The sequence below is a fragment of the Actinoplanes rectilineatus genome (genome assembly GCF_000962825.1).
GTDB lineage: Bacteria > Actinomycetota > Actinomycetes > Mycobacteriales > Micromonosporaceae > Actinoplanes > Actinoplanes rectilineatus.
Window position 1 is genome coordinate 1 of the sequence record NZ_JZKF01000046.1, and the last position, 21,551, is coordinate 21,551.

The 21,551-nt window shown below is 71.3% G+C and carries 19 protein-coding genes; 7 read left to right on the plus strand and 12 right to left on the minus strand.

Annotated features, from left to right (window positions below; genetic code table 11):
• Positions 1–288 precede the first annotated feature (288 nt).
• Both WH85_RS29080 and WH85_RS29085 read right to left on the minus strand, forming a co-directional pair.
• Positions 289–834 carry an NADH-quinone oxidoreductase subunit B gene (locus tag WH85_RS29080; RefSeq protein WP_211275475.1) on the minus strand — a complete coding sequence of 182 codons (546 nt, stop codon included), beginning with the start codon at positions 832–834 and terminating at the stop codon, positions 289–291.
• Between the two features lie 4 nt (positions 835–838).
• Positions 839–1,228: a hypothetical protein gene (locus tag WH85_RS29085; RefSeq protein ID WP_052720879.1), complete on the minus strand. Its 390-nt coding sequence runs from the start codon at positions 1,226–1,228 to the stop codon at positions 839–841.
• Between the two features lie 261 nt (positions 1,229–1,489).
• Between WH85_RS29085 and WH85_RS29090 the strand changes: the two genes are divergently transcribed.
• The 3 genes from WH85_RS29090 to WH85_RS29100 are packed head-to-tail and all read left to right on the plus strand — an operon-like array spanning position 1,490 to position 3,596.
• Entirely contained in the window at positions 1,490–2,887 is a 1,398-nt protein-coding gene (locus WH85_RS29090) for a gamma-glutamyltransferase (protein ID WP_045745220.1), read from the plus strand.
• Positions 2,888–2,928: 41 nt separating this feature from the next.
• Positions 2,929–3,216 carry a type II toxin -antitoxin system TacA 1-like antitoxin gene (locus WH85_RS29095; RefSeq protein WP_045745221.1) on the plus strand — a complete coding sequence of 96 codons (288 nt, stop codon included), beginning with the start codon at positions 2,929–2,931 and terminating at the stop codon, positions 3,214–3,216.
• Positions 3,198–3,596: a hypothetical protein gene (locus WH85_RS29100; RefSeq protein ID WP_211275476.1), complete on the plus strand. Its 399-nt coding sequence runs from the start codon at positions 3,198–3,200 to the stop codon at positions 3,594–3,596. Before WH85_RS29095 ends, WH85_RS29100 begins: the two co-directional genes overlap by 19 nt.
• Before the next feature lie 25 nt (positions 3,597–3,621).
• Here the strand turns inward: WH85_RS29100 and WH85_RS29105 are convergent, their stop codons facing one another.
• Positions 3,622–4,554 carry an NAD-dependent epimerase/dehydratase family protein gene (locus tag WH85_RS29105; RefSeq protein WP_045745222.1) on the minus strand — a complete coding sequence of 311 codons (933 nt, stop codon included), beginning with the start codon at positions 4,552–4,554 and terminating at the stop codon, positions 3,622–3,624.
• 102 nt (positions 4,555–4,656) lie between these two features.
• Between WH85_RS29105 and WH85_RS29110 the strand changes: the two genes are divergently transcribed.
• Complete coding sequence (locus WH85_RS29110) at positions 4,657–5,343, plus strand: TetR/AcrR family transcriptional regulator (protein WP_045745223.1); 687 nt, start codon at positions 4,657–4,659, stop codon at positions 5,341–5,343.
• A gap of 11 nt (positions 5,344–5,354) precedes the next feature.
• On the opposite strand, the gene WH85_RS29115 is transcribed toward WH85_RS29110, so the two are convergent.
• Complete coding sequence (locus WH85_RS29115) at positions 5,355–5,663, minus strand: MGMT family protein (RefSeq protein ID WP_045745224.1); 309 nt, start codon at positions 5,661–5,663, stop codon at positions 5,355–5,357.
• Positions 5,664–5,725: 62 nt separating this feature from the next.
• Here WH85_RS29115 and proB point away from each other — a divergent pair, with 62 nt between their 5' ends.
• Together proB and WH85_RS29125 are read left to right on the plus strand one after the other, a co-directional pair.
• Complete coding sequence (proB, locus tag WH85_RS29120) at positions 5,726–6,838, plus strand: glutamate 5-kinase (protein WP_211275477.1); 1,113 nt, start codon at positions 5,726–5,728, stop codon at positions 6,836–6,838.
• A gap of 17 nt (positions 6,839–6,855) precedes the next feature.
• Positions 6,856–8,097, plus strand: coding sequence for a glutamate-5-semialdehyde dehydrogenase (locus WH85_RS29125; protein ID WP_045745226.1), 1,242 nt, complete (start codon positions 6,856–6,858; stop codon positions 8,095–8,097).
• 6 nt (positions 8,098–8,103) lie between these two features.
• Here the strand turns inward: WH85_RS29125 and WH85_RS29130 are convergent, their stop codons facing one another.
• From WH85_RS29130 to WH85_RS29165, 8 genes are all read right to left on the minus strand, one after another.
• The gene (locus WH85_RS29130; RefSeq protein ID WP_045745227.1) at positions 8,104–10,389 is read right to left on the minus strand and encodes a polysaccharide pyruvyl transferase family protein; all 2,286 of its coding nucleotides are present in this window, start codon (positions 10,387–10,389) and stop codon (positions 8,104–8,106) included.
• Positions 10,386–11,915: a phospholipid carrier-dependent glycosyltransferase gene (locus WH85_RS29135; RefSeq protein ID WP_045745228.1), complete on the minus strand. Its 1,530-nt coding sequence runs from the start codon at positions 11,913–11,915 to the stop codon at positions 10,386–10,388. The genes WH85_RS29130 and WH85_RS29135 overlap by 4 nt, the downstream gene beginning before the upstream one ends.
• Complete coding sequence (locus WH85_RS29140; protein WP_045745229.1) at positions 11,912–13,039, minus strand: glycosyltransferase family 4 protein; 1,128 nt, start codon at positions 13,037–13,039, stop codon at positions 11,912–11,914. The genes WH85_RS29135 and WH85_RS29140 overlap by 4 nt, the downstream gene beginning before the upstream one ends.
• Positions 13,036–14,499 carry a glycosyltransferase family 4 protein gene (locus WH85_RS29145; RefSeq protein ID WP_045745230.1) on the minus strand — a complete coding sequence of 488 codons (1,464 nt, stop codon included), beginning with the start codon at positions 14,497–14,499 and terminating at the stop codon, positions 13,036–13,038. Before WH85_RS29145 ends, WH85_RS29140 begins: the two co-directional genes overlap by 4 nt.
• Positions 14,496–15,215, minus strand: coding sequence for a glycosyltransferase (locus WH85_RS29150; RefSeq protein ID WP_045745231.1), 720 nt, complete (start codon positions 15,213–15,215; stop codon positions 14,496–14,498). Before WH85_RS29150 ends, WH85_RS29145 begins: the two co-directional genes overlap by 4 nt.
• A 176-nt stretch (positions 15,216–15,391) precedes the next feature.
• The gene (locus tag WH85_RS29155; RefSeq protein WP_045745232.1) at positions 15,392–16,195 is read right to left on the minus strand and encodes a prenyltransferase/squalene oxidase repeat-containing protein; all 804 of its coding nucleotides are present in this window, start codon (positions 16,193–16,195) and stop codon (positions 15,392–15,394) included.
• Between the two features lie 126 nt (positions 16,196–16,321).
• Positions 16,322–17,503 (minus strand): adenylyltransferase/sulfurtransferase MoeZ, encoded by a 1,182-nt coding sequence (gene moeZ / locus WH85_RS29160; RefSeq protein ID WP_045745233.1) that lies wholly within the window; start codon positions 17,501–17,503, stop codon positions 16,322–16,324.
• 118 nt (positions 17,504–17,621) lie between these two features.
• Positions 17,622–18,851, minus strand: a complete 1,230-nt coding sequence (locus tag WH85_RS29165; RefSeq protein ID WP_052720880.1) for a DUF3152 domain-containing protein — start codon at positions 18,849–18,851, stop codon at positions 17,622–17,624.
• A 771-nt stretch (positions 18,852–19,622) separates the two neighbouring features.
• Here WH85_RS29165 and WH85_RS47495 point away from each other — a divergent pair.
• On the plus strand, positions 19,623–19,922 hold the full coding sequence (locus WH85_RS47495) for a hypothetical protein (protein WP_052720881.1): 300 nt from the start codon (positions 19,623–19,625) through the stop codon (positions 19,920–19,922).
• Positions 19,923–21,551: the final 1,629 nt, after the last annotated feature.

Consider the following 21,551-nt stretch of genomic DNA (forward strand, 5'->3'; position numbering starts at 1 on the left):
AATAATCGGGGAACTTCAGACGCAGGACACTAGACATGTTTCGTGGTCAGGGTGCGAAGCCCGTCCGCGTGGTGATTTCGGGCGCGCTGGACGCCCCAATTCACCACACCGGTGGTGGTGTGGTGATTACGGGCGCGCTGGACGCCCCAATTCACCACACCCCTGGGGGCGTGGTGAATACGGGCGCGCTGGACGCCCGAAATCACCACGCTGTTGTGGGTGTGGTGAATTCGGGCGTGCTGAGCGCCCGAAATCACCACGGAGGCAGACACTGACTGCGAAAGGTGTCTAGGCGCCGGGTGGGGCCACGATCGGGGCGGTCAGCGACGCGACGTCGCGGGCCGCCAGCGGGTCCGGCCGGTGCACCCCACCGGGGCCGGACTGCTCGGCGGCGATCTTCTCCTGCAGGCGCAGGATGCCGTGCAGCAGCGCCTCCGGCCGCGGCGGGCAGCCGGGCACGTACACATCCACCGGGATGATCTGGTCGACGCCCTTGGTGACCGAATACGAATCCCAGTAGGGTCCGCCGCTGTTCGAGCAGGAACCGAACGAGATCACGTACTTCGGCTCGGGCATCTGGTCGTAGAGCCGCTTGATCGCCGGCGCCATCTTGTCGGTGACCGTGCCGGACACCACCATGAGGTCGGCCTGGCGCGGGCCGTGCGCAAACGGGATGACACCCAGGCGCATGAAGTCGTGCCGGCTCATGCTGGACGCGATGAACTCGATCGCGCAGCAGGCCAGCCCGAAATTGAACACCCAGAGGGAGTAGCGGCGCCCCCAGTTCAGCACGAACCGGATGGGTTCCCCGAGTACTCCTGGCAGACCGGCCACGGCGTCAACCTACTGCATCGGGGTAGGGCATGCTCAGCGTCATCGGCGTACGCGCGTTGACCAGTCCTTTGCTGTACGCGAAATCGGTGACGTCGTGCAGCGTCTGGACATAGGTCATCATCCGCTGGTAGGCGAGGGTCTCTTCGCGGTTCTCATCGGAGACCTCGACGTCCTTCTCGCCGTCGATCAGGTCCTGGACGTCGATGGTCGAGACCCGGAAACCCTCGATCGCGTTGGACGCGGCCACGGCGTCGGCGGTCAGGAACTTGCGCAGGCCGAGAGCCCATTTCGCGGGGCGGGACTGCAACACGTGGCGCAGGTCCCGGCGCATCTGCTCGATGCCGGTGAGGACGGCCTCGTCCTTGCCGGACAGGGCAGGCACCGGAAACAGCACTCCGCCATCATATGACGCAATCATGGCGTCATCACATCAGCGTTGGGAGTTCGGCGGCGATACCGTGCGTGTCGGCCGGATATGGCAGAAACAGCAAACCGGGCACTGCGCCGGACACTCCGCGAGCCCGCAGCCAGCGGCATATCCAGCCAAAACGCCGCGGAGAAGTGCACCCGGGCGAGGTACCACGGGAGAGGGACGACCCCTCTTCATCGACGCGCATCGTAACCATGATCGGCCCTCGCCGCCTACGCTCGCCGCATGACAAGCGTTGCGGCCGGCGTCGCCGCCAGTCATCCGGCGACCACACGCACCGGGATACGCATTCTGGAAGCCGGGGGCAGCGCGGCCGACGCCGCGGTCGCCTCCGTGCTGGCCTGTTGCGTCGCCGAGACCGTCTACACCGGGCTCGGCGGTGGCGGCTTCGCCACCTACTTCGACGCGGCCACCGGCGAGGTCACCTGCCTCGACTTCTTCGTCGCGGTGCCCGGCCTCGACGGCGACCGCAAGGCCGAACCGATGGTCACCATCGACGTGTTCTTCGGCGGGCTGCCGCAGGCGTACTCGATCGGCGGGGCCAGCGTGGCGGTTCCCGGCGTGCCGGCCGGCCTCGGTGAGGTGCACCGGCGGTGGGGGCGGCTCCCCTGGCGGGACGTGGTGGCGCCGGCGGCGGGACTGGCCCGGACCGGGGTGCTGCTGCCGGCGGCCCACGCACGCAGCCTCGCATCGTGTGCGCCGGCGCTGGCGTGGGGTGAGGGGGCAGCGCTGTACCAGCCGGGCGGGCGACTGCTCCAAGGCGACGAGCTGCTGTTCCACCCGGGGCTCGCGACGGCGATGGACGTGCTGGCCACCGACGGCCCGGAGATCTTCTACACCGGGCCGTACGCCGCGCTGCTCGTCGACACGGTCCAGGCGGCGGGCGGCACGATCGGGCCGGCCGACCTGGCCGGATACCGGGTGGAGTCGACGGTGGTGGACTGCGCGATGCTCGCCGGGCACCGGGTTCTCGCCCGGCACGACCTGAACCGGACCGTCGACACGATCGGGGCGCTGCCGGCCGACCTGTCCCGGCCGGGCCGGGCGCCCGGGGTGGCGTCGGCGCTGCGCAACACCGGGGCGCAGCGGGTCGGCGACACCACCAACGTGTCGGTGGTCGACGCCGACGGCAACGCGTGCGTGATCACCACGACGTTGGGGCTGGGCGCGGGGATCTGGCTGCCGGGACTGGGCATCAACCTGAACTCGATGCTCGGCGAGGGCGAACTGCTCACCGAGGAACTGGTGCCGGGGCGGCGGATGGCGTCGTACATGTGCCCGCTCGTGGTGGTCGGGCCGACCGGTGACCTGGTGGTGGCGGCCGGCTCGGCGGGCGCGTCGCGGATCCGGACCGCCCTGGTGGACACGCTGCTGGGCGTGCTGGTGGACGGGTTGAGCGTGCCGGAGGCGGTGGGCCGCCCCCGGTTCCACGTGGTGGAGGAGACGGTGCACGCGGAGGCCGGGTACGCCCCGGCGGAGTTGGCGGAGCTGCGCGGGGCCGGCTGGCAGGTGGTCCAGTGGCCGGACGCCAACCACTACTTCGGCGGCGTCTCCGCGGTGGGCCTGGCGGGCGCCGCCGGCGACCCTCGCCGCGGCGGTGTGGGCCTTCTCCTTCACCCATAAGGTGGTAGGAACGCGTTCCTACCAGAGTTATGGTGGGGATTATGAGCGCGCGAAAGCTGTCGATCTCGGTGCCGCCCGAGGTCGAAGAGACGATCAAGGCGGCGGCCGCCGGGGAAGGTAAACCGGTGTCCGCATGGCTGGCCGAGGCCGCCGTGGAGAAGGCCCAAGTCGCAGCATTGCATGCGGCGGCTCGTGCCGCCGCCCGGGAACTGATCGCGGAGTACGAGGACGAGCACGGAAAGTTGCCGGAGGAATCGCGACGGCGGGCCCGGAACTTTCTCAGCGAGGCCGGGCTGCTCGATGACGAACCGTGGCAGACCGCGAGCTGATGCGTGCCGTCGTCTACGACACCGGAGCGTTGCTCGCCGCCGAACGACGCAATCCGGACTTTCTCGCCCTGCACGATGAACTGACCATCGCTCACCTCCGGCCGATCGTGCCGGTCGTGGTTCTGGCGCAGGCCTGGCGCGGCGGCCCACAGCATCAGATCTCCCGGGTCCTGAAGGGCTGCGACATCCGGCCGGACGACGAGCGGACGGGCCGGGCCGCTGGGGTGGCCTGTGGCGCCGCGGGGACCGCCGACGTCGTGGACGCGATCGTCGTCACCACCGCCGTGCAGTATCAGGCCGCCGTGGTGACCAGTGATCCCGGCGATCTCCACCGCCTCGCCGATTCCCTCGGCGTGAAACTGCATCTCTTCACCGTCTGACCGGAACAGCGCGGATAGCAGCGGGTCACATGGTGCGGGCGGCGGTGGCGGCGGCGTTGTCGGCGATCTCGCGGAGGGCCACGTCGAGCGGGGTGGCGGTGAGGCCGAAGGTGCGCTCGGTCAGGGACGCGTCGAGGATGAACGGGGCGTAGAACTGGTAGTCCATCTCGGCCAGCTCGTGGGCCATCGGGACGGCCAGGCCCGCGGTGCGCATCACGAAGCGCGGAAGTCTGTGCAGGGTCAGCGGGGCCACGCCGGCCAGGGCGCAGTAGCGGTCGGTCAGCTCGCGGATGGTGAGCGGGGCGACTGACGGCACGTGCCAGGCCTTGCCCCAGGCCCGGTCGTCGGCGGCCAGGGTGATCAGGGTCTGCGCCATGTCGCCGGTGTAGGTGAAGCTGTGCGGCAGGTCGACGTCGGCCGGGGCCATCGCGGAGCTGCTGCCCTTGAGCAGGGCGGGCAGGATCACCGCGGAGAAGACGCTGTTGGCGCCGCCGCCCACGTAGTCGGAGGCCCGCGCCTCGACGGTGCGGACGCCACTGGCCAGGGCGTCCTGCCACATCTTGATCCGGATGCGGCCCTTGCGGCCGGTGGCGGCGAGCGGGCTGGTCTCGGTCATCAGGCCGCCGGGCTGCGGGCCGTAGCCGTAGAGGTTGCCGGTGATGGCGTAGACGGCGCCGGCGGAGCGGGCCGCGGCGATCATCGCGTCGTTCATCGGGAACCAGAGCTTTGCCCACTCGGTGTATTTCGGGTTGGCGCAGTTGTAGACCACCTCGGCGCCGCGGGCCAGGTCGGTGAGGCGGGCCCGGTCGGCGGCGTCGGCGGCGACGCGTTCGATCAGCGGGTGGTCGGGGCCGCTGCCGCTGCGGGTGACGACCCGGACGCTCTCCCCGCGGTCGGCGAGGCGGCCGGCGACCGCGGAGCCGATCGGGCCGGAACCGATGACGAGATGCTGGGGCATGGTGATCTCCTTTGCGAGCAGTGCTCTCTGTTGAGAACAACAGTCCCACAGGGGCCGACCGAAAAGCAAGAGCACTGCTCTCGTTGTGGCACACTGGGCGCCATGAGCGCCGCCAACCTGCGGGCCCGCGTCCGGGCCGAGATGACCGAAGAGATCAAGACGGTGGCTCGACGGCACCTGGCCACCGACGGGGCGAACCTGTCACTGCGGGCCGTCGCCCGGGATCTCGCGATGGCGTCCTCGGCGGTCTACCGCTACTTCGCCAGCCGGGACGAGCTGCTCACGGCACTGATCATCGATGCGTACGACGCGGTCGGTGAGCGGGCCGAACAGGCCGCGGGACGGGGTGCGACCCCACTGGCGAAATGGCTCGCGGCGGGACACGCGGTCCGCGACTGGGCGCTGGAGCACCCGCACGAATGGGCGCTGATCTACGGCAGCCCGGTGCCGGGATATCAGGCGCCGCAGAACACCGTGGTCCCGGCGACCCGGGTGCTGCTCCTGCTCGGGGCGACGCTGGCCGAGGCGTACCACGCCGGGCAACTGACCGAGCCGGCGACGACGACCACCGGCGGGTACGCGGACGAGCTGACCGAACTCGCGGCCACGTACTACCCCGGGCTGCCCGGCTGGGTCGTCGGCGCCACGATCAGCGGGTTCTTCCACCTCTGCGGCGCCATCAGCTCGGAACTGTTCGGCCAGCTCAACCACTCGGTCGACGGGGACCGGCGGGGCTTCTTCGAGTTCCAGATGCGCGGGGCGGGGCGGCTCGCGGGCCTGGTGGGCTGACGCCAGGCGTACTAGATGACGGGTGTCCAGAAGGCCTTGGTCATCACGACGCGCTCACCGCGCATCGGTACGCCCTCGGCGAGCAGCCTGGCGCGGGCCTCCTGCTCGTGGCCGGGCGGAAGCCCCCCGGAACTGTTGACCACCCGGTGCCAGGGCACACCACCGCCGTGCCGGGACATGATGCCGCCGATCTGCCGGGGTGAGTTGCGGCCGGACCGGTCCGTCAGGGCGTCCGCGATCGCGCCGTAGGACGTCACCCGGCCCTCCGGGATCCGCTCGACCAGGCTGAGGACCTCTTCGACGTACTCCTGAGGTGTCATCACCCGCCACGATATGGGATCTGACGCGGATCGACGGTACCCGGCCGAGCACAATGGGCCTGGTGCGGGAAGTGGTGACCGGCGCGCGCCGGATCGTGGTGAAGGTGGGGTCGTCCTCACTGACCACCGCCGAGGGTGGCATCGACGAGCAACGGGTCGACGCCCTGGTCGACGTGCTGGGCAAGCTGTCGGCCGACGGCCGGGAGGTGGTCCTGGTCTCCAGCGGCGCCATCGCCGCCGGCCTGGCCCCGCTGCATCTGCGCCGCCGGCCGCACGACCTGGCCACCCAGCAGGCCGCCGCCTCGGTGGGCCAGGGGCTGCTCATCGCGCGCTACACCGCGGGGTTCGCCCGGCACGGCCTGACCGTCGGCCAGGTGCTGCTCACCGTGGACGACGTGACCCGGCGATCGCACTACCGCAACGCCTATCAGACCCTGCGCAAGCTGCTCGACCTCGGCGCGCTGCCGATCGTCAACGAGAACGACACGGTCGCCACCGAGGAGATCCGGTTCGGCGACAACGACCGGCTGGCCGCCCTGGTGGCCGCGCTGGCCGACGCCGACCTGCTGCTGCTGCTCTCCGATGTGGATGCGCTCTACACCGGCAGCCCGGCCGACCCGGCGTCCCGGCGGATCCCGCTGGTCGCGGGCGACACCGACCTGGCCGGTGTCGCGATCGGCGCGGCCGGCAGGTCCGGCGTCGGCACCGGCGGCATGGTGACCAAGGTCGAGGCGGCCCGGATCGCCACCGGTTTCGGCATCCCGGTGGTGCTGACCGCCGCGCCGCTGGCCGAGGCGGCGCTGGGTGGCGAGGAGGTCGGCACGCTCTTCCAGGCGGCGTCGAGCCGTCCCGCGGCACGGCTGTTCTGGCTGGCCCACGCCACCACCCCGCGCGGTCGCCTGCACCTGGACCCGGGCGCGGTCGCGGCGGTGGTCGCCCGGCGCAAGTCGCTGCTGCCGGCCGGGATCACCGCGGTGGACGGTTCGTTCGCGGCGGGTGACCCGGTCGACCTGATCGACGCGGATTCCGGCACGCCGGTGGCCCGCGGGCTGGTCAACTACGACGCGGTGGAGTTGCCCGCGCTGCTCGGACGGTCCACGCCGGAGTTGGCCGCATCCCTCGGGCCGGGATATGAACGAGAGGTCGTCCACCGGGACGACCTGGTGCTTCTCTGAGATCTGGAAGGTCAACCATGAGCGTGCTGGAGCAGGCGTCCGCGGCCCGGGTCGCCGCCATCGACCTCGCCGGAGCCACCCGCGCCGAGAAGGACGTCGCCCTGCTGCTGATGGCCGACCGCCTGATCGAACGGTCCGACGACATCGTCACCGCGAACGCGGTGGACATCGCCAAGGCCCGCGAGGACGGCCAGAGCGAGGCGATGATCGACCGGCTGGCGCTGACCGCGGAGCGGATCGTCGCGATGGCCGACGGCCTGCGGCAGCTGGCCGCCCTGCCCGACCCGGTCGGTGACGTGGTGCGCGGCTCCACCCTGGCCAACGGTCTGGAGCTGCGGCAGGTCCGGGTGCCGTTCGGCGTGGTCGGCATCATCTACGAGGGCCGGCCGAACGTGACCGCGGACGCCGCCGGCATCTGCCTCAAGTCCGGCAACGCGGCGCTGCTGCGCGGTTCCGGTTCGGCCTTCTCGTCGAACGCCGCGATCGTCTCGGTGCTGCGCAAGGCGGTCGCCGACGCCGGCCTGCCGGTGAACACCATCCAGCTGCTGGACGCCACCACCCGCGACTCGGTGAAGGAGCTGATGCGGGCGCGCGGCCTGGTCGACGTGCTGATCCCGCGCGGCGGTGCCTCCCTGATCAAGACGGTGGTGGAGCAGTCCACGGTTCCGGTGATCGAGACCGGGGTGGGCAACTGTCACGTCTACGTCGACGCCGCCGCCGACCTGGAGAAGGCGCTGGCCGTGACGCTGAACTCGAAGACGCAGCGCCTGTCCACCTGCAACACCGCCGAGACGCTGCTGGTGCACGCCGAGGTCGCCGACGCGTTCCTGCCGCTGGTCCTGGAGGAGCTCGAGGTCAAGGGCGTGACCGTGCACGGCGACGCCCGGGTGGCCGGCTACAGCGACTCGGTGGTCCCGGCCACGACGGAGGACTGGGAGACCGAGTACCTGTCCGCGGACATCGCGGTGTCGGTCGTCGACTCCCTGGACGACGCCCTCGACCACATCCGCCGGTACGGCACCGGCCACACCGAGGCCATCGTGAGCGAGTCGACGACCGCGACGCGCCGGTTCACGGCCCGGGTGGACGCGGCCGCGGTGATGGTGAACGCGTCGACCCGGTTCACCGACGGGGGTGAGTTCGGGTTCGGGGCGGAGATCGGCATCAGCACGCAGAAACTGCACGCCCGCGGGCCGATGGGGCTGCCCGAGCTGACCTCGACGAAGTACGTCGTGACCGGCAACGGGCACACCCGCTGAGCCTGGTCAGCCCCGTACCTCGGCCGGTTCCAGGCTGTGCAGCCAGCCCCGGACCGCGGCCTCGGTGACCGCGCCGGTGTCCAGTTCGTCGCCGCCGTTCTCGGCCAGCCAGAGCCGACTCTTCGGCTCGAACGACAGGCCGAGCAACGGCGCGCCGGTCGAGGTGGCGAAGATCTGCGAATGCAGGCGCATCGCGATCACACCGGCCGCCCGGGCGTGCAGGCCCTTCGCCAGTGACGGGTGCAGGTCGGGTCCGAGAACACGGACCCGGCCGGCCAGCCCGCCGTGCTCGATCAGCCGCTCGCCGAGACGGGCGTCGGAGAAGTCCGTCCCGAGGCCGTAATCGCCGGCCGTGGACATCGAGACCACATAGATCGGATTGTCGTGGGTCGCCGCCCAGCCGGCGACGGCACGGCCGACCTCGGCCAGCAGACGGTCCAGCTCGACCAGGTCCGGCATCGCCTTCACGCTGATCAGCAACGGTCGGCCGGTCTCGCCGGTCAGCTCGCGTACCCGGGCCTCCGCGGCGGGCGGCACCATCGTCGACGGGTCGGGCACCACGTACACCTCGCGTCGGCTGATCCCGCCGCTCATCGTGGCCCGCGACTCCGGATCCCGGACCGTGATCGCGGTGGCCAGGCGAGCGGCGAGCTGCAGCGGAATCCTGGTGTTCGCCGGTGTGGTCCGGTAGGCGCCGAGGCTGAGGAAGTACACCTCCTTGCCGAGCAGGCGGGCGGCGACCGCCACCCACGGCAGCACCCGGACCAGCGGCGGCAGGCCATGGCCGAACATGCCGCCGCCGCCGATGCCGACGGCGTCGGCGGTCAGGAACGCGCGCAGGCTCCGGCCCGAGACGGTCGGCGCGGCGTCGACGCCGTGCAGACGGGCGAGTTGCTCCGGGTTACGGCTGACCACGGTGATCGTGTCCGGGGCGTCGGTCAGGCTGAGCAGGCCGGACAGGATCGACTCGTCGCCGGTGTTGCCGTTGCCGTAGTTGCCGAGCAGCACCATCCGGGCCGGGCGGCCACCACGGCGACGGGTGGCGTGCCGGACCGCCCGGCCCAGGACGTCGGCCGGGTCGGTGGCGCCCGCCCGCCACTCGTCCTTCCCCCGGGGCAGCAGCGCGAGGCCGGCGAGGGAGGCGAGCAGCAGGACCGCGGTGGTCGCCCAGGCGACCAGGGTGAGGTCGTCGGAGACCGCCGTCAGCACGCCGCCGCCGACGACGACGGCGCCGGTGAGCAGCAGGGCTGCCGGACGGTACCGGGCGGACGCCTGGTGGAACGTCGCCACCAGATTCAGCAGGCCGGCGGCGAGACCGCCGAGGGCCAGGGGCAGAAGCAGCATGTGAGAGTCCAGATAGGCGACGGGCAGGATCAACGACAGGATCCTGCGGGGTACGAGCACGAGCGCGCCGACCATGACCGAGCCGAGCACGAGATAGGTCGTCAGTGACCGGCGGACGACCAGCCGGACTTCGGCGGGGGTGACGTCCCGCGCCGCCAGCCGTGGGAAGGTGACCGTGGCCAGGGCGACGGAGAGGTACAGCGGGATCCGGCCCAGGATGAGCATGCCCTGGTAACCGGCCACCTCCGAACCGGTGCCCACGGTCAGGCTCAGGACGACGACGTCCAGGGACAGCAGCAGGGTGGCCATCGACTGGACCGCCCCGATGCCGGCGGTGTGCCGCCACAGTTCCCGGTCGCCGAACGTGCCGCGCCGGGGCAGGCCCAGATCGTGCCGCATGAGCCACAGCGCCCATCCGGCACAGAACACCGAACCGGCCGCGAAGCCGGCGATGCCCGCCTCCGGCGACCGGGTGAGCGCCACCGCACCCACGCCCAACAGCACCTTCACGACCACCTCGGCGGACCGGAAGACCGCCAGCCGCCGGAACTGCCGGGTGCCCTGCAGATATCCGGCGCCGGCGGCCGCCACGAAGATCGCGAGACTGGTCAGCGCGGAGACCGCCATCAGCGTGGGACTCGCGTACCCGGCCTCGGCCAGGCAGAGCAGCAGAGCGGTGACCGCACCGGCCGAGACCGAGGCGGTCAGCGCGAAACCGACCGCCCGTCGCCTCCCGGCCACGTCACCGGCGTTGGCGATCTGGCGGGCCAGTACCCGCGGCATCATCGCCGCGGCCGCGGTCCCGACCACCAGCAGCAGCGAGGAGATCGTTGCCACCTGGGAGAAGTCCCCCGGGGACAGGAGGTGGACCATCGCCACCGTGTAGCCGTAGTTCAGGGCACCGATCAGGATCGAGCTCGCCAGGATCAGCCAGCCGCCACCTCTCACCAGGCGCTCGCGTCGTTGGTCCGGTACACCGAGACCTCGCCCTGCGACCGTCCGACGTAGGAGAACACCTTGGTGGAGTGCTGGGCGTACCACTTGAGGGTCGCCGGCGAGACGTCGGTGTAGCCCTCGGCGACCGCCTTCTCCAGCAGCACCACGTACGTGATGTGCTGGGCGGCCATCTCCTCGGGAGTGCCGAGCTCGACGGTCCGGAAGGTCGTGCCGCGGAGGCTGATCTCGGTCTGGCTGGCCACCCACGCGACGCCCGAGCCCTCGGGGGCGTTCGCCATCAGCCAGCGGTGCGCCTGCTTCTGGCCGTCGTCGGTGTGGGCGTGGATGTACGACCAGGAGAAGACGTTCAGCACGAGGAGCAGGGCGGTCAGCGCGCCCAGTACGAACCGGGTCTCCTGCGTCTGGCGGCGTCCCGAGCCGACCAGGCGGGCCGCGCACACGGTGAGCGCGGCGATGGCCGGCACCGACAGGAAGTAGAGGAACTGCTCCTCGATGGTGCCGAAGACCAGGGCGTACCCGAGGACGACGCCGGACGCGGCGGTGAACAGGCCGACGATCCGGTCGGTCTCCACCCGCGGGCGGATCAGCAGCCACAGGCCGGCGACCGAGCCCAGCGCCACGATCGCGTAGCTGCCGAAGAACAGGTACGACTGGCTCCAGAGTGCCCCGGTCAGGGTCGGCGAACCAGCGGCGCTGAACCCGGTGGTGACGTCGGTGCCGACTGCCCGGGACAGGCCGCCGGTCTTCGCCGTCCAGAACGCGCTGCCGTACCCGGAGACCAGCAGGACGAGGACGTAGACCAGATACATGCCGACCGCGGTTCCGGCCGCGACGATCGCCGCACGCCGCATCCGGAACCAGCCGGACACCGCGATCGTGGCCAACGGGAGCACCACGACGAGGAGGGCGATGTCCTTCGTCAGGATCGCGCAACCGAACAGCGCACCGGCGAGGATCGCCTCCCGGGTCCGCGCCGCGGTGGCGTGCTGGGCGATCCGGGTGATCAGCAGGAAGCCGCCGAGCAGGAACGCCAGCGTGGTCGTCTCCAGCATCACGCGGCCGTTCTGCTGGAGCAGGTACGGGTCGAGGCTGAAGATCACCGAGGCGATGATCGCGGTCCGGGCGCCGGCCAGGCGCCGGACCAGGAAGAACAGCAGCGCCACGGAACCCGCCGCGAGTAGCGCCTGCAGGATCCGCACGTTGTGGATGTCGTAAAAGGCGTCGCCGGTGAACGGCATGATCGCCGACCAGGCCGCCTCCAGCCAGAAGAAACCGGGCGGGTGCAGCAGGAACGGCGTGCCGGAGCCGATCGGCACCAGGTGCCCGTCCGCCACGGACCGCCCGAGCGAGACGTAGAACGGTTCGTCGACGAAGACGTCGTACGCGGTCCGCACACCGATCAGGCGCAGTACCAGGGTCAGGGCGGCCAGTCCGACGACGGTGAGCGCGGTCGTCGCCCGGGGGCCGGGGCGGCGCCGGGTCGTCTCGTCGGCACGGTTGAGGGTTTCAGTGGTCACGCGGCGCTCCTGCGGGTCTCTGCGTCTGTCCCGCGGGTCGCCCCGAGGATCTCTTCGTAGATGGCTTCCTGGCGGACGGCGATGCCCGTCCAGTCGAAGCCGCGGGCGTACTCCCGGGCGGCCGCACTCCGGCGGGCCAGGAGTGCGGGCTCCCGCAGGGAACGGTTCACCTGCTCGGCGAGGGCCACCGGGTCACCCGCCGGCACCTTCGCACCGACCGTGTCCGGGATGACGTCGCGCAGGCAGGGGATGTCCGAACCGACGATCGGGGTTCCGGCTGCGGCAGCCTCGACGGCGACCATGCCGAACGTCTCGAACCGGGACGGGATCAGCGCCAGCGCGGCGGAGGCGAGCAGCTCGTACTTGGCGACGCCCTCGACGCGGCCCAGGAAACGGACCCGGCCGTCGAGGCCGAGACGCTCGGTCATCCGGCGCAGACGTGCCCGGTCCGGGCCGTCGCCGGCGATCAGCAGCTCCCGGTCCGGGATCCGGGTCATCGCCTCGAGCAGCACGTCGAGCCCCTTGTGCAGGATGTCGAAGCGGCCCAGGAAGACGAGCGGCGCCCTCGGATCGAGGAAACGCCCACGGTCCGACCGTACGGTGAAGGCGATGTCGTCGACGCCGTTCGGCACGACCTGGACCGACGCGCCCGGCACCCGGTCGGCGATCTGGCCGGCCAGATCGTCGGAGACCGCGATGAACCGGCGGTGCGGGCGCAGCCCCCAGTTCTCCACCCGCCGGAACGGCATCCGGTATTTCGTCCCCAGTTCGGCCGCGAACATCCACTGGACCATGGCGACCACCGGGACATCGGTGAACCGGGGTACGCCGATGGTGCTGATCGGCGCACCGAAGTCCTCGATGACCAGGTCCGCGTCGTGGCGGCGCAGCACGCCGGGCAGCCGGGCGAAGTACGAGAAGGCGCGCGCCCGGGTCCGGCCCGAGCCGGCGTGCAGGTAGCGAACGCCGTCCTCGACCCGGTCCCGGCACCCTGGCCAGCCGGCGGTGACGACCGTGACGTCGTGGCGTCCGGCCAGCCTGCGGTTGATCTCGTGGGTCCGGACCGAACCGCCGCCGGAGCCGGGCTGGGCTTTGTCCTCGTACGCCAGATGAAGGATTCTCACAGGCCTCCCCGTCCGCCGGTGCGCCAGCCGAGAAGGTCCTGATGGCGGGCGAGGCGCACGCGTGGGCCCCGCCGGGCCAGTCCGAGACGTTCCACGACCCGCCTGCCATCCTGTTCGTCGGCGCCGTAGAGCAGCACCTTCGTCTGCCCCTCGGCGACCTCGACCCGGTCGGTGACCCGCAGCCCGAGGTCGGCCGGTGGCACGGTCGCCGGGACGGTGACGACGGTGGCGGCGTCGGTGATCGGGCGGCGTTCCCGGCCGCGGCGGACCAGCCGATCGCGTTCCGCGGTCAGCGCCGACAGCAGGTGGTCCGCGGTCGCGGTCCAGGTGAACCGGGCGGCCCAGGTCGTGCAGCGCCGTGACCACTCGGCGGCGACCGCCGGATCGGACAGCGTCCGGAGGGCCTCGACGAGGCCACCGGCCAGGTCGTCCACGGATGGGACGAGCCAGCCCGTCTCGCCCGGCCGGATGGTGTCCCGCAGTCCCGGCACGGAGATCGCCACCGCGGGTACGCCCGCGGCCGCGGCCTCCATGACGGACAGTCCCCAGCCCTCACCCATCGAGGCGCTGGCGGTCACCCAGGCGGAGCCGACCAGCGCGTCCCGGGTGGTGTCGTCGACACGTCCGTGGAACACCACCCGGTCGCCCAGCCCGAGGTCGGCGGCGAGCTGCCGCAGTTCGGGCAGGGCCTCACCGTCTCCGGCGATGTGCAGTTCGGTGCCGGGGACGGCCGCGGCGACCGCCGGGAGCGCCCGGAGCAGTACGTCGACCCGCTTCTGCCGGACCAGACGGCCGACCGCGACGATCCGCGGGTTCGCCGCCGCCGAACGCGTCCGGCCGGGCGTGTCCTGGCCGGGCGGGTTCGCGGACGGCCGGTCGGTCCGGTCGGGCATGTCCTGGCCGCACGGGGCGAGCAGCACCGCACCGCGCAGGGACAGCCGGCGGCGGATCTCGGCCCGTGACGACGGGGACACCGCCGCCATCGTGCGGGCGGTGTACACCCAGCGGCTGGCCTGGTTCTCCAGGAACCTGCCGATCCGTGCGACCGGCGCCGGGAAGTGCACCGCGAACTGGTCCTGGTGCACGTGGTGGATGAGCAGCGCGATCGGGGTTCGCCGGCGGATCGCCAGCGGCGTGAAGAACGGGATGCCGTTCTGCGAGTCGATGATGCCGTCGATGCCGGCACGATGCCGGGCCAGCCAGGCCAGCGCCCGCGGGTACACCGTGTAGGTGCTGCCGACCCGGACCACGGTGCCGTAGTGGGTCTGCTCGACGGCCGCCTGACCTGGGGCGCGGGCGGTCAGGTAGGTGACCCGGACACCCGCCTCGTGCAGTTCGGTGGCGACCGACTCACAGTAGAGTTCGGCGCCGCCGGCCGACGGGTGTCCGCTGTCGCGCCAGTTGCAGATGACGATGTGACGGCCGCGCCAGCCGAGCGCGGCGACGGTGGCGGCGTTCACCGGGTGAGCACCGCCGCCGGGACCTCACGGTGCAGGCGCCACAGCTCGGTGGCGACCTTACGACCGTCGGAGATCAGCCGGAACGAGGATCCGGCCTCGTCACGCCAGGACACCGGGATCTCGACCACGGAGAGGCCGAGGGCGTACGAGCGGGCCACCACCTCCAGGTCGAAGGCGAACCCGGCGAGACGGACATCGGCGAACACCTGCCGGGCGGCGTCGGCGTGGAAGAACTTGAATCCGCACTGGGTGTCGGCGACCGGACCGGCGTGCCGTTTGGCCAGCATCCGGAATCCGGCGCCGCCGATGCGCCGCGGCCACGGCTGGCGGGAGACGAACTCGGCGCCGCCGCAGCGCCGGGAGCCGATCACGACCTGACTTCCGGTACGCAGTTCGGCCAGTACCGCGTCGATGGTCTCGGTGGGGGTGGCCAGGTCCGCGTCGGCGAAACCGACGTAGCGGGCGGTGGTGGTGAGGACGCCACGGGCCACCGCCGCACCCTTGCCGGGCCGGGCACATCCGGTCACCGAGATCGGTACGCCCTGCCGGGTGAACTGATCGACGATCTCCGCGGTGCGATCGCTGCTGCCGTTGTCGATCACGCGGAGGACCGCGTCGATGCGACTCGTCTCGAGATGGTCCGCCCAGGCGCGGATCGTCGCTTCCAGCCGCTGCTCTTCGTTGAACGCGGGAATCAAGACTTCCAGTTCGGTCATGGGTTTCTTTCGCCGGGAATCCTGAGGGAGGCCCACGCTCGGGCCTCACCCAGTATGCGAAGAAAGACTGACCTTTCCCTATAGTCCTAATATTCCGGACATAGCCGGACCACAGGTGGGTATGCGGTGACCGTTCGGAGGGAATTCGGGTGCATTCCGGTTGCAGCTCTTGCGTTCTACCTGCAAGCCCGCAACGCCGTGAGCGTCATGTTCACGTCGAACAGCGGGCCTTCGTTGCTGTCCCAGGCACCGTCGCTGCGCTGCGTCTCCGCCAGCCGTTTCCGGGCGCTCTGCAACAGCCAGTCGTCGCCCAGGTTGACCCGGCGCAACGCGGCCGCCATCGACGCCACATCCGCCGGGGACATGTCCGGCAGCCGGTCGCCGAGCACCTGCTGCACCCGGGCCGACTCGTAGAAGAACTGCTGCTGATGGAGCAGACCGGCCGCGTGCCAGCCCGCCGCCAGGAACGACGGCCATGTGCCGTCCGGCCGCACCTGCGAGACCACCCAGCCGGCCGCCCGGGTCAGCGCCTCACCGTAGGGCGCGCGGGTCTGGCGCGGGTCGGCCTCGACCGCCGCCGACGTCAGCCAGAAACCGGCCACCGACGTCAGGTAGAGGGTCGCCTCGGGATCACCGGGCATCGCCCACGGTGGCGCCTCACCGGCCAGCGCCTCATGCTCCTGCCAGGTGCCGTCACCCCGCTGCGCGCCGGTCAGCCAGGCGAGCGCCCGGTCGACCACCGGACCGCGCAGACCACCGAGATCGTCCAGCTCGCTGAGCCGGAAACAGGTGGCATCGATGGACGGCACCGCACCCTCGGCGGAGGCCGGCCAGCCGCCCTCCGGCATCTGCCCCGAGGCGATGCGGTCGACCACGTCGTCGGGCGCGGGCTGACCGGTGCGGAGATAGGACAACCGGGCCCGTTCGATCGGGTCGCCGTGAGCGACCACGTACCCGATCGCGGCGTCAATATCGACCACGCTGCGACGCTACCGTTCGTCGCCGACTTTCGCCGGACCGAAAAGACTTCTGTCGCAATGGTCCGTTTCGGTGGTGCCGTCATCACTCTGAGGAGTCAATTTCATGACCCCCCAGAGTGACAAGCATCAGTACGACGGAAGCGACGGGTCAACCGTGTTGACCCAGGAGACGATGCCACCCTGGACATGCACCGCGTCCTTGAACCCGGCCGCCTTCAGCGCCGCGAGCGCCTCCGCCGACCGCACACCCGACTTGCAGTGCAGCACGATCTGCCGGTCCTGCGGGAACTGCGACAACGCCGTACCCGAAAGGATGTCGCCCTTGGGGATCAGCGTCGCCCCCGGGATCCGGTTGATCTCCCACTCGGCCTGCTCGCGCACGTCGACCAGGAAGATGTCCTTGCCGGCGTCCTGCCAGTCCTTGAGCTCCCGGGCCGTGATGGTCGCACCGGTCGCCGCCTCCTGCGCCTCGACCGAGACCGCGCCGCAGAAGTCGTCGTAGTCCTCCATCAGATCGGTCAGCGTCGGGTTGTCCCCGCAGAGCACGCAGGCCGGGTCCTTCCGGACCTTGATCTTGCGATATTCCATCTCCAGGGCGTCGTAGACCATCAGACGGCCGACCAGCGGCTCACCGATGCCGGTGATCAGCTTGATGGCCTCGTTGACCTGGATCGAGCCGATCGACGCGCAGAGCACACCGAGGACACCACCCTCGGCGCAGCTCGGCACCATGCCGGGCGGCGGGGGCTCCGGGTAGAGGCAGCGGTAGCAGGGACCGTGCTCCTCCCAGAACACCGACGCCTGACCGTCGAACCGGTAGATCGAACCCCACACATACGGCTTGCCGAGCAGCACCGCGGCGTCGTTGACCATGTAGCGCGTCGCGAAGTTGTCGGTGCCGTCGACGATCAGGTCGTACTGGCTGAAGATCTCTTTGACGTTGTCGCGGTCCAGCGCGGTGTTGTGGATGACCACGTTCACCAGCGGGTTGACCTCGGCGATGCTGCGCGCCGCCGACTCCGCCTTGGGCGTGCCGATGTCGGAGACGCCGTGGATGATCTGACGCTGCAGGTTGGACTCGTCGACGGTGTCGAAGTCGATGATGCCGAGCGTGCCCACACCCGCGGCGGCGAGATAGAGCAGCGTCGGCGAGCCGAGACCGCCCGCGCCGACCGCGAGCACCTTGGCGTTCTTCAGCCGTTTCTGCCCGTCCATCCCGACGTCGGGGATGATCAGGTGGCGTGAGTATCGACGAATCTCATCGATGCTCAGCTCAGCGGCCGGCTCGACGAGCGGGGGCAGAGCCACAGTTCACTCCCCGGGTTTCGGTGGTTTCGGAGGTAAGGATCGCCTGCCATTGTCGCTCGTACACGGCGGATGTGCCCATGACGTCGAACACGGCCCGACATGCGGGATCGCGGAATAATCAGGAGGCCGGCTCACCGCTGTACCGTTCACCGTCCAGATAGGGCCACTCGTTCGGGACGCAGCCGCGCAGGCCGTACGTCTGCGGCATCATCACCGGCGCCGGCTCACCCCGGCCCGGACACGTCTCGTGACCGTGCCCCAGCTCGTGGCCGACCTCGTGATTGACCGCGTACCGCCGGTACTTCTCCAGCTCACCCTCATAATCCGGGATCCCGCCGGCCCACCGGTCCGCGTTGATGATCACCTGCCCGGGGAGCCGGCACGACGTGAACCCCTCGGTCTCCAGGCCGCCGGTCGCGCACATCACCTCCGACGTACGCGCGGACGCCAGATAGACGGTGAAGTCCGCGCCGGCGGCGGTCGCGACCCGGCGCATCCGGAGACGGCCGTCGGAGACCCAGCTGCGGTCGTCGCCGAGAATCAGATCCAGGGCGTCGGCGAACTCCCGGGGGGCGGGCTCGGCCAGGGTCTCCTCGACGGCCACCCGGAAACGGTGCAGGCGTCCGCCGGTACCCAGGACAGGGCCTCGGGTCTTCGCGTACCGGAAATCCCCTGCCTTGCCCTGGGTCTCGGGCTCCGCGGTAGGCGTCTGCTTTTCCGCGGGCTCCGTGGGTTCGAGTTCCTTCTGGTCAGGCTCGTTCTGCTCGGGCTCTTTCTGCTCGGGCTCTTTCTGCTCGGGCTCTCTCTGTTCGGGCTCGGCCACCGCGGGGACGGCGTCCCGGACCGGATCGACCGTCCGGGACCGCTGCTGCAACAGGTGCGCGCCCACCAGGACCAGTGCCGTCACCACCACCACGTAGGCGACCGCGACACCACGACGGCGACGGCGCACCCGGGGGCTGGGGCCGGCCTTCTCCGTCTCCGCACTCGCCATCACGGTGCGCAGGAAGGCGTCACCCGACTCGGACGGGACAGCCGGGGACTCCCGGGTGGCGGTGTCGTCGACGGGTGCGGGCGCGGCGGCCACAGCGGGCAGCAGGACCTCCGGGGCGGCGACGTTGGCCACCGGGGCGGACTCCAGCAGACCGGGCGGCGGCCACAGGTTGTCCGGCAGTTCGGCGGGCAGACGGACACTGTCCGGCAAGCCGGTGGCGGGACGGTTCGTGGTCCGCGGATAGCGGGCGTCGGCCTCCAACGTGGGATCCGCGACCCGCCAGGCGGGAAGATGCGCGGACGGAGCGCCGGACGAGGTGCCGGGAAGTCCGGTGTGCGGGTTGGCGGGTTCCACGGCACGTTCGGCGGCCCAGCCGATCGGATCCGGTGGGGTCAGGGAGTGCGGGCGGTTGCCGTTCGAGGGATGCTGCGGACCGGCCGGAGGGCGCGGCCCGAAGGGGGTGCCGGCTGGGTGCGGCGAGCGCCGGGCAGGCGGATCAGGCAACAGGGGTACGGGCTCCGCCCCCAGAATCGCGTCGTCAGGATCGGCGGGTCGAGTGGTGGCGGCATGGCCGTTCGCAAACCCGTTGTTCGCGCCCCCACCGTTCGTAGATCCGCCGTTCGTGGGTCCGCCGTTCGTGGGTCCGCCGTTCGTGGACGCGCCGTTCGTGGGCCTTCCGTTCAGGTTTCCGGGGGAGCCGTTCCGTGCGGCGGAGGTCGAGGCGGCGTTCGGGTTCTGGACGGAGTTCGGGTTCAGGACGGAGTTCGGGGCGCCCGGGCCGGCATTCGCGCCGAAGCCGGGACCTGGGCCGAAGCCGGACCCGGGCGCGGCGTTCGGGATGGCCTGGGCCCCGGGTGCGCTCGTGTGTCCGTTGCCGTTGCCGTTGTGCGGTGCGTTGCCGTTGTGCGGTGCGTTGCCGTTGTGCGGTGCGTAGCCGTTCGCCGGAGCCGGAGGATTCGCGACGGAGGGAACGGCGGCCGGAGGATCGGCAGTCGGCGACGCGAAGGGTCCGGACGGGGACGATTGCGGGCCGCCCGGTGAAAGGCGCTGGGTACCGTTGGCGGGCGCAGGCTGACCCACGGATGTCTGGTGACCTGCGGATGTCTGGTGACCTGCGGATGTCTGGTGACCCGCGGCTGTCTGGCCGGTGGCGGATGTGGCGGCAGCTCGAGCCGCGGCGGCTTCGGCAGCTGCCGTGCGCGAGGCCGCGGTTTCGAGGGCTGCGGCATGGGCGGCTGCGGCACGGGCCGCGGCGGCGCCCGCAGCCGCGATGTGGTCGGTGGCGGTTCGGGCTGCCACGGCGTTCTCCGCGGCGGTCTGGTCGGTGGCGCGGCCGGCCGCGGTACGGTCGGCGGCCGCGCGGATGCCGGCGGCAGCCCAGGGCTCGGCGGCCAGGTCGACGGCTCGGTGCGACGTCTCGGGTGAGGCTGCGGGCCTTTCCCGGCGGACCGTGGTCCTGCGCGGTGCGGCAGTCCCGCCCGGTGCACCGGTCCCGCCCTGTGCAGCGGTCCTGCCCTGTGCAGCGGTCCCGCCCGGTGCAGCGGTCTGGCGCGCTGCGGCACCCTCGTCCGAGGTGCCGGGCCTGATCGCGGCGAGGTTCCTGTCGGCGCTGTTCGGGGTGTCGGGCCGGCCCGGGGTCGTGGACGAGTCCGGGCGGGTCATGTTCCGGCGAGGGCGGGAGGTACGCGGCGGCGGAGGCTGCTCGAGAGCGGCCGGAGTCTCGGGAATCAAGGACTCCGTCGGCATCATGCCGGTATCGATCACCGCGGGCCGGGTCCAGCGGCGGCGTGGCCGATCAGGACCGGAACCGCGGGCGGTCTCCCGCGCGCCGCCGCGACCGTTCGCCACACCGGCCGTTCCAGCGGTCCTCGCGGCTCCACCACTTCCGAAGGTGCCGGAAGCTCCCGAGGTACCAGAAGCTCCCAGGGCGCCGGTAGTTCCGGAGGTGCCGATAGTTCCCGAGGTGCCGGCGGTGCCGACGGGCGGTGTGCCCACGGTCCCCGCCGAATCGGAGACATCGGGTTCGCCGGAGGGGCGGGCGGGGGTGAAAGCGCCGGGCTTCGCGGAACTGGTCGTCTTGCGGGCGGTCGGCTTCGACGAAGTGGGGGTCCGGCTCGATGTCGACTTCACCGCGGCCGATGAACCCGCCGTCGGCGCCGAGGGAGCGGCTGACGACTTGAGCGTCGTCTTGACGGGGCTCACCGACGGCGTGTTCGTCTTACCTTCGACGGTGGTGCCCGGCTGCTTCGCCGGGGGCCTGCCCGCGGCGCCGGGACGAGCCGCTGCCGCTGAAGGCCTGGTCACGGCCTTGGCAGCGGCCTTCGGTGGCGGCTTGATCGCACCCGCACCAAGACTTGAACCGGCACCGGTTGCGGACCGGCCTCCGGCGTCCGGCCTGGACAGGGACTTGGCGGGAGTGGAAGGGCTGGACTTCGGCGAGGGCGGCTCCGCGGGGCCGGACGTCGAGGTCACCGATTTCCCGCCCACCGTCTTGGCCGGCCCCGTCTTGGCGGTCACGGTTTTGGCCGTCACCGTCTTGGCAGCCTCGGACTTCGCCGCCAAAGTCTTCGCGGTCACGGGCTTCATGGTCCCGGGCTTCGCGGCTACCGGCTTCACGGTTACGGACTTCGCGGTCACGGACTTCGCGGGCCTGGTGGCCGCCGATTTGGCGGCTTTCGCGGCCACGGACTTGGTACCGGGTGACGTGCCGGATGACACGGCGGCCGTCGTTCGTGAGGACACCGACTTCGCCGCGGCCTTGGCGGCTGCGGTCCTGGTCGTGGCCGTGGCGGTTGACGACGTGACGGTGGCGGTCCGGGAACGCGCCGATCCTCGGGCCGCAGATCCACCGGAGCGGGCGTCGGCGGACCGGGCACCGGCAGTCGGGGCGGCGCCCGCCCGGCGGGACGAATCCGGGGCGGCCGGGCGGGACGAATCCGGGGCGGCCGGGGAGGTGCTCGTGCGGCGGGGCGGTTCGGTGGAGGCCGTGACCATGGTTCTTCCCGTCGCCGTCGCGGGGACCGTTCGTGTACGGGACCGCACCGGCGGTTCTCC

What these genes read in the sequence shown, in the direction of transcription:
- WH85_RS29090 (WP_045745220.1), top strand. Translation starts at nt 1,490, where the DNA reads ATGACAAGCGTTGCGGCCGGCGTCGCCGCCAGTCATCCGGCGACCACA.
- WH85_RS29095 (WP_045745221.1), top strand. Translation starts at nt 2,929, where the DNA reads ATGAGCGCGCGAAAGCTGTCGATCTCGGTGCCGCCCGAGGTCGAAGAG.
- WH85_RS29105 (WP_045745222.1), bottom strand. Translation starts at nt 4,554, where the DNA reads ATGCCCCAGCATCTCGTCATCGGTTCCGGCCCGATCGGCTCCGCGGTC.
- WH85_RS29110 (WP_045745223.1), top strand. Translation starts at nt 4,657, where the DNA reads ATGAGCGCCGCCAACCTGCGGGCCCGCGTCCGGGCCGAGATGACCGAA.
- WH85_RS29115 (WP_045745224.1), bottom strand. Translation starts at nt 5,663, where the DNA reads ATGACACCTCAGGAGTACGTCGAAGAGGTCCTCAGCCTGGTCGAGCGG.
- WH85_RS29125 (WP_045745226.1), top strand. Translation starts at nt 6,856, where the DNA reads ATGAGCGTGCTGGAGCAGGCGTCCGCGGCCCGGGTCGCCGCCATCGAC.
- WH85_RS29150 (WP_045745231.1), bottom strand. Translation starts at nt 15,215, where the DNA reads ATGACCGAACTGGAAGTCTTGATTCCCGCGTTCAACGAAGAGCAGCGG.